This is a genomic window from Saccharopolyspora kobensis (assembly GCF_900108315.1).
Classification (GTDB): Bacteria; Actinomycetota; Actinomycetes; order Mycobacteriales; family Pseudonocardiaceae; genus Saccharopolyspora; species Saccharopolyspora kobensis.
This window is the reverse complement of record NZ_FNVB01000009.1, coordinates 290348-303642: the sequence shown is the minus strand read 5'-3', so window position 1 is coordinate 303642 and position 13295 is coordinate 290348. Positions and strand designations below refer to the sequence as shown.

The following is a 13295-nucleotide window of genomic DNA, read 5'->3' as shown; positions in this document are numbered from 1 at the left end:
CGGTGAAACGAGTTACGAGTTGGTGGTGAGGTCGGGGTGGTGCAGGGCCCGATATCGGGCGAACGGGGCCAGGCCGCGGTCCACGGCGAGGTGGCCAGCCGTCTTCGCGAGGAGCAGCCGGTCTGCTTCGCGATAGCCGGCCCGGTAGTCGAAGCCCCACTCGGCGGCGTCGTCGCGTCCCACCGCGAAGTGGACGGCGGCGATGCCGTGCGCAGCGGCAACGCGGTAGCACAGGCCGCACGGTTCTCCCGTGGCCAGCAGGGTGAGGCCTTCGAGACCACGGGTCCGGGCCGCCTCGCGCATGGCGACGATCTCCGCGTGCGCAGTGCGATCACCGGTCTCGCGGACGAGGTTCACGCCGGGTTCGGAAACCCACCCGTCGTCGCCGACGAGCAGTCCGACGAAGGGAATCCCGCCCGACTCGACGTGGCTGATGCAGATCTCCACGGCTTCGGCCATCAGCGCCGCGAGCCGGGTCGTCCCCGCGTTCATGCCGCGAACGCTTCGTGCAGCGCCCGGCGGATCACGCCTTCATCGGCGACGCCCTGGATGCGCCGGTCGCCGATGGTGATCGTGGGCACGACGGTGATGTCCAGGCGTTCCGACTCGGCCAGCTCCTGCCGGTGTCGCTCGGCGTACTCCGCATCGTCGAGAGCCGCGGTGTAGGCGACCGGGTCGAGCCCGGCTTCCCCGGCCAGCCGGGCCAGGACCTCGCGGTTCCCGATGTCGAGGTCCTCGCGGAAGAACGCCGTCATGATGCGGCGGTGGTACGCGTCGGCCCGCCCCTGGTCCAGGGCGTACTGTGCACCGCGGAAGGCCAGCTCGGTGTACGGCTGCGGAGAGACGCTCGGCAGTTGCACCGGCACGTCGTGGCGGCGTGCCATCGGGTAGACGACTCGACGCCAGATGTCGGGCAGATAGGGATCCTCCGCTCTGAGAGTCGGCGCTGGACGGGGACGGAGTTCGTGGGCGTGGTGGACGACCTCGACGTCGGGCAGGTCGGCGATCGCGCGCTCGATCACCTCGTCGGCGATCAGGCAGAACGGGCAGACGTAGTCCGACCAGATGTGGATCTGAGCGGTCATGGCGAACCTCCGGTTTTCTCGGATTCCCTGCTGCGTTGACTCCTAGATGGTGAAACCTCACACCGGTGTCAACTGCAAGAAGTGCGAGGATGGGAGTCGGCAACAAGGCCCAGGAGGTTTCATGCGCATCGGTGAGCTGGCGGATGCCAGTGGTGTCAGCACCCGGTCCCTGCGGTACTACGAGCAGCAGGGACTCATCCGGTCCGAGCGCACGCCCGGCGGATGGCGCGACTTCGACAGCTCCATGGTCGAGCGGGTCGTCATGATCCAGCACCTGTTCGCAGCCGGCCTGAGCAGCAGCACCGTCGACGAGGTGCTGCCCTGCCTGGAAGCCCCGCTCGATGAGCGAAACGGCGTCATGGAAGAGCTGTTCGCCCAGGAAGCCGAACGTCTCGCAGCCAAGCGGCGCGACATCGATCGCGAGATCGACACCTTGCAGGCGCTCCGCAGCGACACGGCCCTGCCCGACGCGGTCCGCTGATCGACGAGCAGTCCCCCAGCCGCTGATCAGTCCGGTGTGGAGAGTTCGCCGAGGAAGACCGCTATGCCGTCGAGGACTCGCTGCAGGCCGAAGTCGAACCAGCCGTCGACCGGGTCCGGGCCGGGGAAGTCGTCGACCGCGAGCTCGGTCAGCCACGGGTACCAGCCCGAGTCGACCAACCCGGCGAACCGGCCGGATCTGGCCTTGGACCACCAGGTCTCGGACCGCACACCGGTTTCCCGCACCGCCTGCGACTCCGCGGCCACCAGCAGTGCCATGCCCTGCACGTAGCCGCTCACCAGCAGGTAGGTGGACAGCGCCGCGCGGTGGTCGAGGCCGCGTCCGGACAGCGCCGCCAGCGACCGGTCGACGGCGGCCAGCACCGCACCGCCCAGCGGCGGGCGGGTGCTCGCCAGCACCGGCAGCACCCACGGATGCCGCTGGTAGAGCTGCCATTCCTGGCGGGCCTCGTGTTCCAGCTGCGCCCGCCAGCCGCCGGAACGCGCCGGTGGTGACTGCTCGGCGAGCACGGCGTCCACCATCGCCGTGACCAGCTCGTCCTTGCTCCGCACGTGGCGGTACAACGTCATCACGGCGATTCCGAGCTGCGCGGCGACGCGCTGCATCGACACCGCGGGCATTCCCTCCGCATCGGCGAGCCGGATCGCGGCCCGAAGAACTCCGGCTCGGTTGATCTCGGCCGCCCGGGCCTTGGTCGCCGAGCGCCGGTTGATCGCGACGCCGTCCTTGCGCGCCCGGTACGCCCGCGCCTGGCAGGACCGCCCGCAGTAGCGGCGGGGCCTGCCCCGGCTCGCGACCGGGAGTTCGGCACCGCACTGGGCGCACCGCATCCGAACCTCTTTTCGTCACAACGCGTTCCGTGACGAAACTACTCGGAACCGGCACGTTGCGCCGCAATCCTGGTGAACCGGAACACCCGTACGACGACGGAGACGCCATGATCGCCAACGGACTGCTCGTCCGAACTGCCGAGCCCTCGGAGCTGGACCGGATCGCCCCCGCCTACGCGGCCGCCTTCGCCGACGAAGCGGTCGTCGACTGGGTCATGCCGTACACCACCGGGATCGATCTCGCCGAGTTCTTCCGCCCGTCGGTCAGCAGCGCCCTGCACGAGGAGGAAGTGCTGGTCGCCGAACACCTGGACGGCACCATCGCGGGCCTGTCGATCTGGTCGGAGACGATGTCGGCCACCCGCCTCCGGAGCGCGGCCGCGGAGATCGCGAACGCCGCCGAACCGGCTCTCCAGCGCACCGCCACCGTCCTCGGGCTGATCGCCGAGCACCACCCGGAGAAACCGCACCTCTACCTGTCGGCGATGGCGGTGGTACCCGAATTCCGTGGAAGTGGCGCGGGAACCGCGATGCTGCGCCACCGGCTCGCCGCGGCCGACGCCGATCGCCGGCCCGCCTACCTCGAAGCCAGCACGCAGCGCAGCACGCACCTCTACGCCCGCCACGGATTCCGCCCGGTCGGAGCCCCGCTCGAACTCCCCGACAACGGCCCTCGGCTCCAACCCATGTGGCGCGATCCAGTGTGAGGATGAGGGCCGAAAACCCCGGCGAGTGACGGCATTCCAGTGGCTCGCCACCGAGAAGAGCCATCAGGGAGAACGACATGCCCCGGATGAACGGGAAGTGGCGACCGAGTGAACCGGTGAGACCGTCCGGGACGTCTTCCTTCCATGACGATTGAAATTGGCGCTGACGTCCTGGGTTTGCTGCCGATCCTGACCACTGGCGGCTTGATGGTCGCGCTGGTCGTGTACTCAGTGCGCCGGGCGAAGCGGGGCGGCGGCAATGGCGTTGGTGGCCATGGTGGCGGCGGCAATGACGGCGACGGTGGCGGCGGCGAGTGACAGACGAGTCCAGGACTCTGGGAACGCGGACGGGGCTAGTCGCTGCGAGACCCCGACCGTGGCCTGGGCAGGCCCGTGGCCGCTGAAGTGGGCGGCCGTCGACCAGCACCGCTCCGGACATCAGCGGGCACGAGCAACCCCGGAACACCTCCGGACGTCTCCCTCGTGTGATGAGTGACAGCGGGATGTTCGTGCTGCTGCTGGTGGCATTCGTCGTTCTGCTCGTGGTGGCGGGGCCGAAGCGACGGCGTGGGCCCCGCGGCCGCCGCCGAGTCGGCGGGTTCAGCGACGGCGGTGGCGGGAGCGACGGAGGTGGCGGCGGGGGCGACGGCGGCGGGGGATGACCGGGCGCCAGGTGCAGAACAACCGGGCAGCTCGTGGAGAACCACCACGAGCCACCCGGCCCCGGCCTGGTTACTTCACCGGCTCGGCCTGTTCCGCGGACTCGCCGGGAGTGCCGGGCGGCAGCACCTCGGCGCCCGGCTCGGTCGGGTGGGACGGAACGCCGGGCAGCGGCCCGTCCACCTGCCTGCACTCGATCGCCTCACCAGCGCCAGGCTCCAGCGGCTTGGTCGGTGCTTCCTCGATCGGCTTCGCCGGAACAGCGGGGGCGCCGGGCTCCAGCGGCTCCGCCGGGGCATCCTCGACCGGCTTCGCCGGTTCGAACGGGACACCGGGTTCCAGGTGCTCGACCTTGCGACACTCGATCGCCGTCGGCTTTCCCCCATCGGTCGGTGCGTCCCCGGTGTTGGCGAACGCGACTCCGCCCGCGCCGAGCATGACGGCCAGTCCGGCGACGGCCACGGCGATCCGCGAAGACGACGAGCTGCGCACCCCGCTGGCGACCACCCGCACCATGCATCACGCCCGAGGACGCCGAGCGGCTGTTCGAGCCGTTCCACCGCGTCCGCGCCCGCACTCACCCAGGCGGGCACGGCCTCGGCCTCACCCTGGTCCGGGCGATCGCCCACAGCCACCACGGCACCGCCACCGCCACGCCCAACCCGGACGGCGGCCTCACCGCGACGATCACCCTGCCGCGGTCCTGAACCGCCTCACCGGGCCCATTCGCTCGTGCTGGCGGCGACCCGCCGGCGGATGTGCTCCAGCGCCTCGTCGAGCGCTGCCCTGTTCTGCGAGTCGAACCACCTCGCGCGCAGGGCCTCGTTGTTACCGCCGGGAGTTTCGTGCGCTCGGCCGAGCTCGGACAGCCCGGTGCTCTGATCGGCGAGAGAGACGTTGACGCCCGAGAACATGCTGCGCACGTAGCTCTCCGCGGCGCGCGGCTCCATGCCTTGGCGTGCGATCCAGTCGGCAACGGCGCCCAGGTAGTGCAGGTGGGTGGAGATCGTCGCCGTTGCGGCGGAAAGCGCGTCGAAGGTGGTGGGGTCGTCGACCGCCAGAGCGCCGCCGAGCCGGTCGAACACCTCTTCCGCGGCCGGATGCGCCGGGTGGAGTGCGGTGACGCCGCGCTGGTGCCGCACCGCTGGCAGCGGGATCGAGCGGACCACCGTCACGTCGGCATCGAGCTGTGCCCGCAGCGCCTCGACGGACCATCCCGCGACGGCGCTGATGAGCACTCGGCCATCAGGTACCCGGAGCCCGGTGAGGGCCTCGCGCACAGCATCGGGGCGAACTGCGAGGAGCAGCAGCTCCGCGGCATCGACGACCGACTGGTTGTCGATGCAGACGTGGACGTCGGGGTGGCGGCGGGCCAGCGCTTCGGCGATCCGGGCGTTGCGCGGGGAGAGGTGGATCGCCGGGCTCGGCTCGGGCGCGGTGCACAGCCCGTCCACGACGTCCGCGGCGATGGATCCGGTTCCGATGATGCCGATGGACTCGATCACGCGCGCTCCAGGTGGGTGCGCAGGGCTTCCGCGACAGCGGGCCGGGGATTGCCCCCGGTGATGAGGGTGGCGATCTTGCCGTGCGGGATGCGCCCGGCGGCGATCGCCGCGATCCCGGCGGCTCCGGCCGGTTCCGCGAGCACCGAGAGGTGCTGCGCGATGAGACTCATCGCTTCGCGGAGTTCGCGCTCGTCGACCAGGACGATGTCGTCGACGAGCGCCCGCACGCGAGCGACCGATTCGGGGTGGGGCTGCGGGATCGAGATGCCCTCCGCGAAGTTGCTCGCCGGCGCGACGGCAACCGGTCGACCTGCCTGGACGCTGCGCTGCATCGCGGGCGCGTCGGTGGTGTTGACGCCGATGATTCGGGTGCGGGGAGCGTGCTCGCGCAGCCAGAGCGCGATCCCGCTGATCAGGCTGCCGTCGCCGATGGGCGCGACGACCGCCTCGAACTCGCCCGCGCGGGAGAGCTCAGCGGCGATCGTGGCCGCGCCTTCGGCGACGCCCGGATGGACACCGTCGACGATCAGCTGGGCCCCGGTCTCCTCGGCGAAGGCCTCGGCAGCGCGGTGCGCCGCCTCCGCGGTCCCATCGACCTCGACCACCTCCGCGCCGAAGGCCGCCATGCGCGCGCGTTTGGCGGGATTGACGTCGGTGGTCGTGCACACGACGACGCGCAGGCCGCGAGCGCGGCCGATGTAGGCCACCGCCTGACCGAAGTTGCCCGACGAAGCGCAGACGACCGTGCCACCGGCCGGCAGCCCGGCGAGCGCGAGGCCGACGCCGCGTCCCTTGAAGCTCCGGATGGGGTTGGCGATCTCCACCTTGACGGTGACGCGGCGCCCGAGCACCGCGTTGAGCAGTTCGTCCTCGTACTGCGGGGTGTCCAGGAAGCAGTCGGGAATGGCGGTCCTGGTCCGCGAGATGTCGCCCAGGACGAGATCGGTGGGTGCGTTGAACTGGTTCACGGCTCGTGACGCTAGGCATTCCGGCCCGGCAACCGCTTGCTTTGTTCGGGCTCGCACGCAATATTTTTGCGCGTGAGCACCCGGAGGAGACCGCTGGACGAGATCGACGTGCAGCTGCTGGACCTGCTGCAGGCCGACGCCGACCAGACGCTCCGCGAGCTCGGCGACCAGGTCGGCCTGTCCCCCAGCGCGGTCCAGCGCCGCATCACGAGCTACAAGTCCGCCGGTCTCCTGCGCACCGTCGCCGTCGTCAGCGCCGAGCACGCCCCGGCCCTGACCCAGGCGCTCGTGGTGCTCTCCCTGGTCGAGGAATCCCTCGACCACCACCGGCGCATCGCCGACCGGCTCCGCGCCCGGCCGGAGGTCCAGCAGTGCTACGCCCTCTCGGGCCGGTGGGACTACGCCGTGCTGCTCACGGCGACCTCGGTGCGAGCCCTCCGCGACCTGAGCGATGAGCTGTTCAAGAGCGACGACAACATCCGCCGCTACGACACGATGTTCCTCATGGACACGGTCAAGAGCGGCGCAACCCTCCCGAGCGCGTTCCTGCTCCCCTGACCGATCCGCTTTTCCACGCCGATGCGAAAAGCGCGCAGAACCGGCGGACGAAGTCCGGGAAATCCACCGGACCGACCGAGCAGCGTCAAGTCCGCGACCGTTCCACCTGGTGTTTTGTGGGGCAGGTGGGACTTGAACCCACGACCTGACGGATTATGAGTCCGCTGCTCTGACCTGCTGAGCTACTGCCCCCGTGGCGTTGGCAACACTGGCGATCGTAGCGAGGTCCCGGGTTGTTCCGACCTTCGGGTGGACCCGCCGAGCGGCCTAGCGGCCGGTTGGTCGGACCGGTCGAATGCCCTGCGCACGGCGTTGCGCCGACCGGACTAGCGGGTCGCGCGCGGGCATGAGAAAGGGCGGCGCACCGGTGGTGCGCCGCCCGTTGGTCGCGAGCCGTTCAGCCGATGAAGCTGAAGACGTCGAACGCGCCGGTGAACTGACCGATGACGACCATCGCGGCCATCAGCGCGGCGATCCCGGCCACGGTCAGCACCGACAGCATGACCAGGTAGACGAGCGCCTTGATCGGCTTCGGCAGCTTGGTCACCGAAGCGAAATCGGGCAGCGAGAGGTGCGAGTTCTTGCCGATCCCTGGAGCGGACATCCTGACTTCCCCCGTCCTGTAGTCAGTCCCGTTGGACGAACCACCAACTGCTAGAGAGACGAAGCGCAACGGCAGCCCGTTGCGCGCAAACGCATCACGAGTTCGTTTCGGTCAGCAATCGGGCGGATCAACCAGCGTGGCCGATCGGCGGTCCGCAGGTCACGCGGCTTGCACAAATCATCTGCGCCGGCGACGTTGACCGCGAGTCGAGCAAGGACATGATCGCGCACTGATCCGGGATTGTTATCCATCCCGACCCCGAGTCGCCCGGACAGGTGAACTGCTGCCGCCTCGACCGCGATGCCGCGACGGTTCCCGCCCGGGTACCGCGACTGCGAAAAACCGCCTCAGCGCACCGCTTCCCGCGTTCGCATCCGCCGCCGATCACCCCGATTGCGGTACCGAAGTACCCACCACCGATCTTAGCGAACGCGGAGGCGGCACCTGCGGTGCGGCACGTGTAACCGCCATCACCCGGCGACGTCCGCATCGGACACCTCGAGTCCACTGTGCGCATCAGCTCCCGGCGAGCGGCGACGCCAGCTCGGCCAGGTGCTCGTGCAAGATCTTCTTGAGCTCCTTGGGCGGATGCCGCTCCGGCCAGAGCGCGCCCTGGAACGCGAGTCCGTCCAGCAGCGCGTAGGTGCTGCGCGCCGCGCCACCGATCGACCGCCCCTCGCCGAGGCCGCCGGACGCGCGCAGCGCCTCCATCGCGGTGCGGACCAGGCCGGCGAGTTGCGACTCCACTTCCTCGCCCACCGCGCGCAATCCCGGATGGGTTTGCGCGCGCACCACGAAAGCCAGGTAGACGCCCTGCTCCAGGCGCCGGTCGTCGTCGAGCGGGACGAGCTCCTCCAGGAGCCGCCGGACGCCCTCCGGAGTTCCGGCGGCGTCGAGGCGCGACCGGACGCGGACCGCCACGCGGTCGGCGACCGCGTGCATGGCGAACTCCAGCAGCTCGTCCTGGGTGGTGAAGAAGTAGCGCAGGGCCGTCGGCGACATCCGCGCCTGCGCCGCCACGGTTCGCACCGACACCGCGTGGATCCCGTCGCGCCGAGCGACCTGCCACAGCGCTTCGGCGATCTCCAGCCGGCGCTCATCGTGGTCCACGATCTTCGGCACACCACTTTTATAGCACAGCTGTACTGTTTACTATTCAGCACAGCTGTGCCAAAAAGAGGAGGCGTCGATGCGAACGCTGCTGTGGATCGTCGGTGTCGTGCTGCTGGTGCAAGGCCTCGCGCCGCTGGTGCAGAGCACCTTCGGCACCGATCCCGCGGAGAGCGCCTTCCTGGTCAACCTCGTTCCGGGAGCTCAGCCCTGGACGAACCTGGTGCTGGCCGCGCTCGGCGCGGGCGCGGTGCTCCTCGCCGAGCGGAACCACCGGCGCCGGAGCCGCGGGTGAACCGCCCGGTCGTCGACCAGGGCTCGGCGGTCGTCCCGCGGACCGCCGTGGCCGTCCCGGTGCTCGGCGTCGCCGCCTAGCTCGGCAGCACTTCGCGGAGGCGGGCTTCGAACTCGGCCGGGGCGCCGACGAAACCGATGTGATCGCCGGGGAACATCACCGGGTCGGCGCCCAGCTCCGCCGCCAGCGCCTTCGAGGTGCGCTCGCACAGCTGCCCGCCCGACTCCTCGCCGATGCCGACCACGATCCGGTCCGCCACCGCGCGCAGGGCGTCGAGATCGGGCGTCCAGTGCGAGGTGCCGCGGAGCATGTGCGCATGCTGGTAGTGGTCGTCGGCGGTCTGCTGCGCGTCGCGCTCGCCGCCGAAGATCTCGCCGACCGCCTCCGGCGGCATGTCGATGTTGGCCATCGCCAGGAACTTCCGCCATCCACCCAGGTAGTCGCCGGACAGGTGGGTGGCGATGATGTCCTCGGTGCTCTCGCGCAACTGCTCGCGGTCCGGCAGCAGCTCGCACAGCGGCGGCTCGTGCGCCACGACGGCGCTGATCAGCTCCGGCCGCGACTGCGCCAGGGCCAGGGCGCTGACCGCTCCCCCGCTGGAGCCGAGGACCGCGGCGGGACCGGCGTCGACGTGCGCGATGAGGCGGGCCAGGTCGTCGGCGCGCAGCTCCGGCGTCGAGTCCTGCTCGGGGTCGTCCAGCGGGCTGCGGTTGATGCCGCGCGGGTCGGTGGTGAGCACCGCGTGGTCGACGGCCAGCAGCTCGGCCAGCGGCTCGAAGGACCGGGCGTCCATCGGGGCACCGGTCAGCACCACGAGCGGTCCGCGGCCGCGCACCTCGAAGTGCAGCCGGCCGTCGGGCACCCGGAGCAGGCCGGTGGTGGGCGCGTTCGTCATGGTGATCCTCCTAGAAATCGGTTCACCGGTGTTGACCGGCGGAGCCGGGGCAGAATCATCGCCGTGAGCGAGATTTCTTCCAGCACGGCCGACGACCTGGCCCTGGCCCGCGCAGGGGACGGCGCGGCGTTCGACCGGCTCGTGGCACCGCTGCGCCGGGAGCTGCACGCGCACTGCTACCGCATGCTCGGCTCGTCCTACGACGCCGACGACGCGCTGCAGGACGCACTGGTGCGGGCGTGGCGCGGGCTGGAGCGGTTCGAAGGCCGCAGCTCCGTCCGCACCTGGCTGCACACCATCGCCACCCGCACCTGCCTGGACACCATCGAGAGCCGCGGCAAGCGGGCCTTGCCCGTCGACCTCGGGCCGTCGAGCGCCCACGCCGTCGTCGATTCCGCCCCGCTCACCGATGTCGCGTGGCTGGGGCCTTACGCCGACGCCGGGCTCAGCAGCGGCCGGGCCGCGCCGGAGGCGCACTACGAGCAACGCGAGGCCGTGGAGCTCGCCTTCGTCGCCGCGCTGCAGCACCTGCCCGGCAACCAGCGGGCGGCGCTGCTGCTGTTCGAGGTGCTCGGCTTCTCCGCCGCCGAGATCGCCGAGGCGATGGACACCTCGACCGCGTCGGTGAACAGCGCGTTGCAGCGCGCCCGCCGGATCGTGGCCGAGAAGGTCCCGTCCCGCACCCAGCAGCAGGCGCTGAGCCGGCTCGACGACGGGCGGATCCAGGAGATCGTCACCGGGTTCGCGACCGCGCTGGAGCGCGGCGACGCCGATCTCCTGCTCTCCCTGCTCACCGCCGACGTCACCTGGTCGATGCCGCCGCTGCCGCACTGGTACCGCGGTGTCGACGCGGTGATGGACTTCGCCGTCGAGGTGCCGCTCTCCTCGTGCGGGGCCTGGCGGCACATCCCGGTCAACGCCAACGGCCAACCCGCGGTGGCCTGCTACCTGCGCCGCGACGGCGAGACCTCGCACCGCCCGTGGTCGATCAACGTGTTCACGCTGCACGACGGACTGATCCGGGAGATCACGTCGTTCATCGGCGCCGAGCAGTTCGCGGGCTTCGGGCTGCCCGAGGAGATCTAGAAACCGCCCGGGCAGCGCAATGCTGGTGCGGTCGGGCGATGCCCGCGACGCCCGGAACACGACGATCCGCCATCGGCGCCCCGCCGCTCGCCCCGTCCGGCCGAGGTCGCGCCCCGGGTGCCGAAGTGCTGATCACCCGGCGCGATCCGCGGCGCGGCAGGGGTTTCCGCGCGGACGGCACCATGGTGGGTGCGAGCCGGAAACCGGGATGCTGGGGAGCAGCCGTGACTCTGATCGCGTTCTCCGACGACGAGCACGAACACGAGCTGGACGCGCACCGACCGGACCTGGGTCATCCCGGGAAGTTCCAGCGGGAACGCTTCCGGCCCCACCGGGCGAACCCGTACCGGCGCTACGCGCGCTGCATCGAACGCCATCCCGTCTACTTGCGGCGGAATCCCGGATCCGGCCGCGGCTTCCACTGGTCGCACCTCGCCGGGCGCACCTGTTCCCACCCCGTGCCGCCGGAGCCGTCGGACCGGCAGGTGCGGCAGATGCTGCGCGGCCGGGCGGCCCGGGCGTTCAACAAGGCGGGCAACGAGCGCCGGAGCTCGGTCCTGCGGTTCGAGTGCCCGGACGGCACCCGGTTCACCCTGCGGGTCCAGATCCGGGGAGCGGCGCAGCGCGCGGTGCCGTGCGTGCGGCTGATCCGGCCTGCGCGCAACCAGCGCCGCGACATCGCCGAGATCGAAGTCTTCGTGACCGGTGTCGTGCACCCGAGCTGGGAGGACTGCGGACGCGGTGGGCAGTGCTGGCGCCGGCGGTTGTGCGGCACCGACCGCTGCCCCGGACACCTGCGGTGGCGGGCCACGGTGCACGACGAGGAGGTCGTCAGCCCGACGACCTCGCGCTACGCGGGGCGGGCCGCGATGCTCGGCATCGACACCTTCGCCGAGCGCATCACCACCGGCGAGCTCGTGATCGTCGACGCGCCCCGGGACGACCGGGCGGACACCTTCCCGGTGATCTCCACCCCGGCAGGCGCCGCGCAGGCCACGAGGTACGGCGCGGAGCTCGCGCAGTGGCGGGACCGCAGCGCCATCGACCGCATGGCGCACCGGGCGCGGAAGATCGCCGCCGGGCGGCGGTCGCTCGTGCGGATCGTCCCCGATGTGGACCGGTTCCTGGACCAGCTGGCGCTGCCCGGCACCACCGTGGTGACCGGCGAGGTCTTCCTGGTGCCGACCGAATCCGACCGCGACCGGATCGCCGCAGCCGGAGCCGCGCGGGAGTGGTCGCGGCGGCTGCGGGCCGTGATCGCGATGCCGTTCGGGTATTGACAAGATCGCCGAGATCGCTGGAATATTCCAATTCAAGTCGTTCTGGACAATTCCCGGCAAACGCGAAACGCCGTTGAGTTGATGTTGTACCTTGGGTCGATCTCCGGCCTTCGCACGAGGGGACAACAACGATGGCGGAAGCCCCGGGACCGCTGGAACGACTCCTCGGATCCGAATCCGGAATCGAGCACGTGCCCGCGGAGATCAACACCGAGAAGGTCTCGATCGCCCGCATCTACGACTACTCCCTCGGGGGCAAGGACAACTTCGCGGTGGACCGGGCCGCGGCCGCGGCGATGATGGAAGTGGTGCCGGAGGCCATGCTGCTGGCCAAGGCGAACCGGTACTTCCTGCGGCAGGCCGTGCGCTACCTGGTCGGCGAAGCGGGCATCCGGCAGATCATCGACATCGGCTCCGGGCTGCCGACCGCGGGCAACGTGCACGAGATCGCGCAGGACATCGCGCCCGAGACCCGCGTGGTCTACGTGGACAACGACCCGATCGTGCTCGCCCACAGCCGCGCCCTGCTCGCCTCCAACGACCGGACCACCTTCCTCAACGCGGACCTGCGCGAACCGGATGCGATCTTCGAGCACCCGGACACCGCGCGGCTGATCGACCAGTCGCAGCCGTTCGCCGTGCTGCTGGGCGGCATCCTGATGCACCTGGAGGACGAGGAGGATCCCGAGGGCGTGGCCGCGGGCATCCGCGACCGGTTGCCCTCCGGCGGTTTCCTGCTGGTGTCCAACACCTGCGACAACGGCGAACCGCGCGCCATGGAGCTGTCCCGCGTGTTCGCCGAGAGCGGCATGGGCAGCCGGTGCTTCCGCAGCTGGGACGAGCAGATCCGCTACTTCGACGGCCTCGAGCTGGTAGAGCCGGGACTGGTGCCGCACAACCAGTGGCGCGCGGGCCCGGACATCCCCGAGCCGGACAGCCCGGCGCACAGCATGCACATCGGCGGCGTCGGCCGGAAGGCCTGATCGCGCACCGGCGGACGATCCCGACCAGGTGGGACGCGATTTCAATGGAAATCAGGCGTCCGATTTCCATTGAAATCGCGGAGCTTCGGCGTGTCGAGCGACGACACGCCGACGGTCGCGCCATCGCGTCCAGGCCGTGAACATGCCCCTTGGCAGGGTGAACTGAATCACGTAGCCTCCTGTCACCCAAGAACGTGAAATTGGTTCGCATTCACCGAGGAGTGCAG

19 protein-coding genes and 1 tRNA gene are annotated in these 13295 nt (G+C 70.5%); 10 read left to right on the top strand and 10 right to left on the bottom strand.

What is annotated here, in order from left to right:
* Nucleotides 1-12: 12 nt before the first annotated feature.
* Together C4T78_RS28625 and C4T78_RS28620 are read right to left on the bottom strand one after the other, a co-directional pair.
* Nucleotides 13-492, bottom strand: a complete 480-nt coding sequence (locus C4T78_RS28625) for a tRNA-specific adenosine deaminase (RefSeq protein ID WP_093351798.1) — start codon at nucleotides 490-492, stop codon at nucleotides 13-15.
* Complete coding sequence (locus C4T78_RS28620) at nucleotides 489-1085, bottom strand: DsbA family oxidoreductase (protein WP_093351795.1); 597 nt, start codon at nucleotides 1083-1085, stop codon at nucleotides 489-491. Before C4T78_RS28620 ends, C4T78_RS28625 begins: the two co-directional genes overlap by 4 nt.
* 121 nt (nucleotides 1086-1206) lie before the next feature.
* Here C4T78_RS28620 and C4T78_RS28615 point away from each other — a divergent pair, with 121 nt between their 5' ends.
* On the top strand, nucleotides 1207-1566 hold the full coding sequence (locus C4T78_RS28615) for a MerR family transcriptional regulator (protein WP_093151912.1): 360 nt from the start codon (nucleotides 1207-1209) through the stop codon (nucleotides 1564-1566).
* A gap of 26 nt (nucleotides 1567-1592) precedes the next feature.
* Here C4T78_RS28615 and C4T78_RS28610 read toward each other — a convergent pair whose 3' ends face one another.
* Complete coding sequence (locus C4T78_RS28610; RefSeq protein WP_093351794.1) at nucleotides 1593-2417, bottom strand: TetR/AcrR family transcriptional regulator; 825 nt, start codon at nucleotides 2415-2417, stop codon at nucleotides 1593-1595.
* 29 nt (nucleotides 2418-2446) lie between these two features.
* Here C4T78_RS28610 and C4T78_RS28605 point away from each other — a divergent pair, with 29 nt between their 5' ends.
* The 3 genes from C4T78_RS28605 to C4T78_RS36580 all read left to right on the top strand — a co-directional run bounded on the left by C4T78_RS28605 (nucleotide 2447) and on the right by C4T78_RS36580 (nucleotide 3786).
* Complete coding sequence (locus C4T78_RS28605) at nucleotides 2447-3124, top strand: GNAT family N-acetyltransferase (RefSeq protein ID WP_235863492.1); 678 nt, start codon at nucleotides 2447-2449, stop codon at nucleotides 3122-3124.
* A gap of 144 nt (nucleotides 3125-3268) precedes the next feature.
* On the top strand, nucleotides 3269-3442 hold the full coding sequence (locus tag C4T78_RS36585; protein ID WP_177247563.1) for a hypothetical protein: 174 nt from the start codon (nucleotides 3269-3271) through the stop codon (nucleotides 3440-3442).
* 170 nt (nucleotides 3443-3612) lie between these two features.
* Entirely contained in the window at nucleotides 3613-3786 is a 174-nt protein-coding gene (locus tag C4T78_RS36580; protein WP_177247562.1) for a hypothetical protein, read from the top strand.
* 70 nt (nucleotides 3787-3856) lie between these two features.
* Here C4T78_RS36580 and C4T78_RS28600 read toward each other — a convergent pair whose 3' ends face one another.
* Nucleotides 3857-4300, bottom strand: a complete 444-nt coding sequence (locus tag C4T78_RS28600) for a hypothetical protein (RefSeq protein ID WP_093351789.1) — start codon at nucleotides 4298-4300, stop codon at nucleotides 3857-3859.
* A gap of 2 nt (nucleotides 4301-4302) precedes the next feature.
* On the opposite strand from C4T78_RS28600, the gene C4T78_RS37460 reads away from it, so the two are divergent.
* Nucleotides 4303-4491 (top strand): sensor histidine kinase, encoded by a 189-nt coding sequence (locus C4T78_RS37460; RefSeq protein WP_093352115.1) that lies wholly within the window; start codon nucleotides 4303-4305, stop codon nucleotides 4489-4491.
* A 6-nt stretch (nucleotides 4492-4497) separates the two neighbouring features.
* Here the strand turns inward: C4T78_RS37460 and C4T78_RS28590 are convergent, their stop codons facing one another.
* Together C4T78_RS28590 and C4T78_RS28585 are read right to left on the bottom strand one after the other, a co-directional pair.
* Nucleotides 4498-5289, bottom strand: a complete 792-nt coding sequence (locus C4T78_RS28590; protein ID WP_093351786.1) for an NAD(P)-binding domain-containing protein — start codon at nucleotides 5287-5289, stop codon at nucleotides 4498-4500.
* On the bottom strand, nucleotides 5286-6257 hold the full coding sequence (locus tag C4T78_RS28585; protein ID WP_235863491.1) for a threonine ammonia-lyase: 972 nt from the start codon (nucleotides 6255-6257) through the stop codon (nucleotides 5286-5288). The genes C4T78_RS28590 and C4T78_RS28585 overlap by 4 nt, the downstream gene beginning before the upstream one ends.
* A gap of 72 nt (nucleotides 6258-6329) precedes the next feature.
* On the opposite strand from C4T78_RS28585, the gene C4T78_RS28580 reads away from it, so the two are divergent.
* Nucleotides 6330-6815, top strand: a complete 486-nt coding sequence (locus C4T78_RS28580; RefSeq protein ID WP_093351784.1) for an Lrp/AsnC family transcriptional regulator — start codon at nucleotides 6330-6332, stop codon at nucleotides 6813-6815.
* A gap of 117 nt (nucleotides 6816-6932) precedes the next feature.
* Here C4T78_RS28580 and C4T78_RS28575 read toward each other — a convergent pair.
* The 3 genes from C4T78_RS28575 to C4T78_RS28565 form a co-directional block, all read right to left on the bottom strand.
* Nucleotides 6933-7007, bottom strand: a tRNA-Ile gene (locus C4T78_RS28575).
* A 205-nt stretch (nucleotides 7008-7212) separates the two neighbouring features.
* Nucleotides 7213-7419, bottom strand: coding sequence for a hypothetical protein (locus C4T78_RS28570; RefSeq protein WP_093351781.1), 207 nt, complete (start codon nucleotides 7417-7419; stop codon nucleotides 7213-7215).
* Between the two features lie 516 nt (nucleotides 7420-7935).
* Nucleotides 7936-8541, bottom strand: coding sequence for a TetR/AcrR family transcriptional regulator (locus C4T78_RS28565; RefSeq protein ID WP_093351779.1), 606 nt, complete (start codon nucleotides 8539-8541; stop codon nucleotides 7936-7938).
* A 67-nt stretch (nucleotides 8542-8608) separates the two neighbouring features.
* Here C4T78_RS28565 and C4T78_RS28560 point away from each other — a divergent pair, with 67 nt between their 5' ends.
* Nucleotides 8609-8824, top strand: a complete 216-nt coding sequence (locus tag C4T78_RS28560) for a hypothetical protein (protein WP_093351776.1) — start codon at nucleotides 8609-8611, stop codon at nucleotides 8822-8824.
* A 76-nt stretch (nucleotides 8825-8900) separates the two neighbouring features.
* On the opposite strand, the gene C4T78_RS28555 is transcribed toward C4T78_RS28560, so the two are convergent.
* On the bottom strand, nucleotides 8901-9719 hold the full coding sequence (locus tag C4T78_RS28555; protein ID WP_093351773.1) for an alpha/beta fold hydrolase: 819 nt from the start codon (nucleotides 9717-9719) through the stop codon (nucleotides 8901-8903).
* Nucleotides 9720-9782: 63 nt separating this feature from the next.
* On the opposite strand from C4T78_RS28555, the gene C4T78_RS28550 reads away from it, so the two are divergent.
* The 3 genes from C4T78_RS28550 (at nucleotide 9783) to C4T78_RS28540 (ending at nucleotide 13068) form a co-directional block, all read left to right on the top strand.
* Nucleotides 9783-10805: a sigma-70 family RNA polymerase sigma factor gene (locus C4T78_RS28550; RefSeq protein WP_093351771.1), complete on the top strand. Its 1023-nt coding sequence runs from the start codon at nucleotides 9783-9785 to the stop codon at nucleotides 10803-10805.
* 224 nt (nucleotides 10806-11029) lie between these two features.
* The gene (locus tag C4T78_RS28545) at nucleotides 11030-12085 is read left to right on the top strand and encodes a hypothetical protein (RefSeq protein WP_143185830.1); all 1056 of its coding nucleotides are present in this window, start codon (nucleotides 11030-11032) and stop codon (nucleotides 12083-12085) included.
* 131 nt (nucleotides 12086-12216) lie between these two features.
* Complete coding sequence (locus C4T78_RS28540; protein ID WP_093351766.1) at nucleotides 12217-13068, top strand: SAM-dependent methyltransferase; 852 nt, start codon at nucleotides 12217-12219, stop codon at nucleotides 13066-13068.
* Nucleotides 13069-13295: the final 227 nt, after the last annotated feature.

Coding starts and splice junctions, on each gene's coding strand:
- C4T78_RS28625 (WP_093351798.1), bottom strand. CDS start 492: ATGAACGCGGGGACGACCCGGCTCGCGGCGCTGATGGCCGAAGCCGTG.
- C4T78_RS28620 (WP_093351795.1), bottom strand. CDS start 1,085: ATGACCGCTCAGATCCACATCTGGTCGGACTACGTCTGCCCGTTCTGC.
- C4T78_RS28615 (WP_093151912.1), top strand. CDS start 1,207: ATGCGCATCGGTGAGCTGGCGGATGCCAGTGGTGTCAGCACCCGGTCC.
- C4T78_RS28610 (WP_093351794.1), bottom strand. CDS start 2,417: ATGCGGTGCGCCCAGTGCGGTGCCGAACTCCCGGTCGCGAGCCGGGGC.
- C4T78_RS36585 (WP_177247563.1), top strand. CDS start 3,269: ATGACGATTGAAATTGGCGCTGACGTCCTGGGTTTGCTGCCGATCCTG.
- C4T78_RS36580 (WP_177247562.1), top strand. CDS start 3,613: ATGAGTGACAGCGGGATGTTCGTGCTGCTGCTGGTGGCATTCGTCGTT.
- C4T78_RS28600 (WP_093351789.1), bottom strand. CDS start 4,300: ATGGTGCGGGTGGTCGCCAGCGGGGTGCGCAGCTCGTCGTCTTCGCGG.
- C4T78_RS28570 (WP_093351781.1), bottom strand. CDS start 7,419: ATGTCCGCTCCAGGGATCGGCAAGAACTCGCACCTCTCGCTGCCCGAT.
- C4T78_RS28560 (WP_093351776.1), top strand. CDS start 8,609: ATGCGAACGCTGCTGTGGATCGTCGGTGTCGTGCTGCTGGTGCAAGGC.
- C4T78_RS28555 (WP_093351773.1), bottom strand. CDS start 9,719: ATGACGAACGCGCCCACCACCGGCCTGCTCCGGGTGCCCGACGGCCGG.
- C4T78_RS28540 (WP_093351766.1), top strand. CDS start 12,217: ATGGCGGAAGCCCCGGGACCGCTGGAACGACTCCTCGGATCCGAATCC.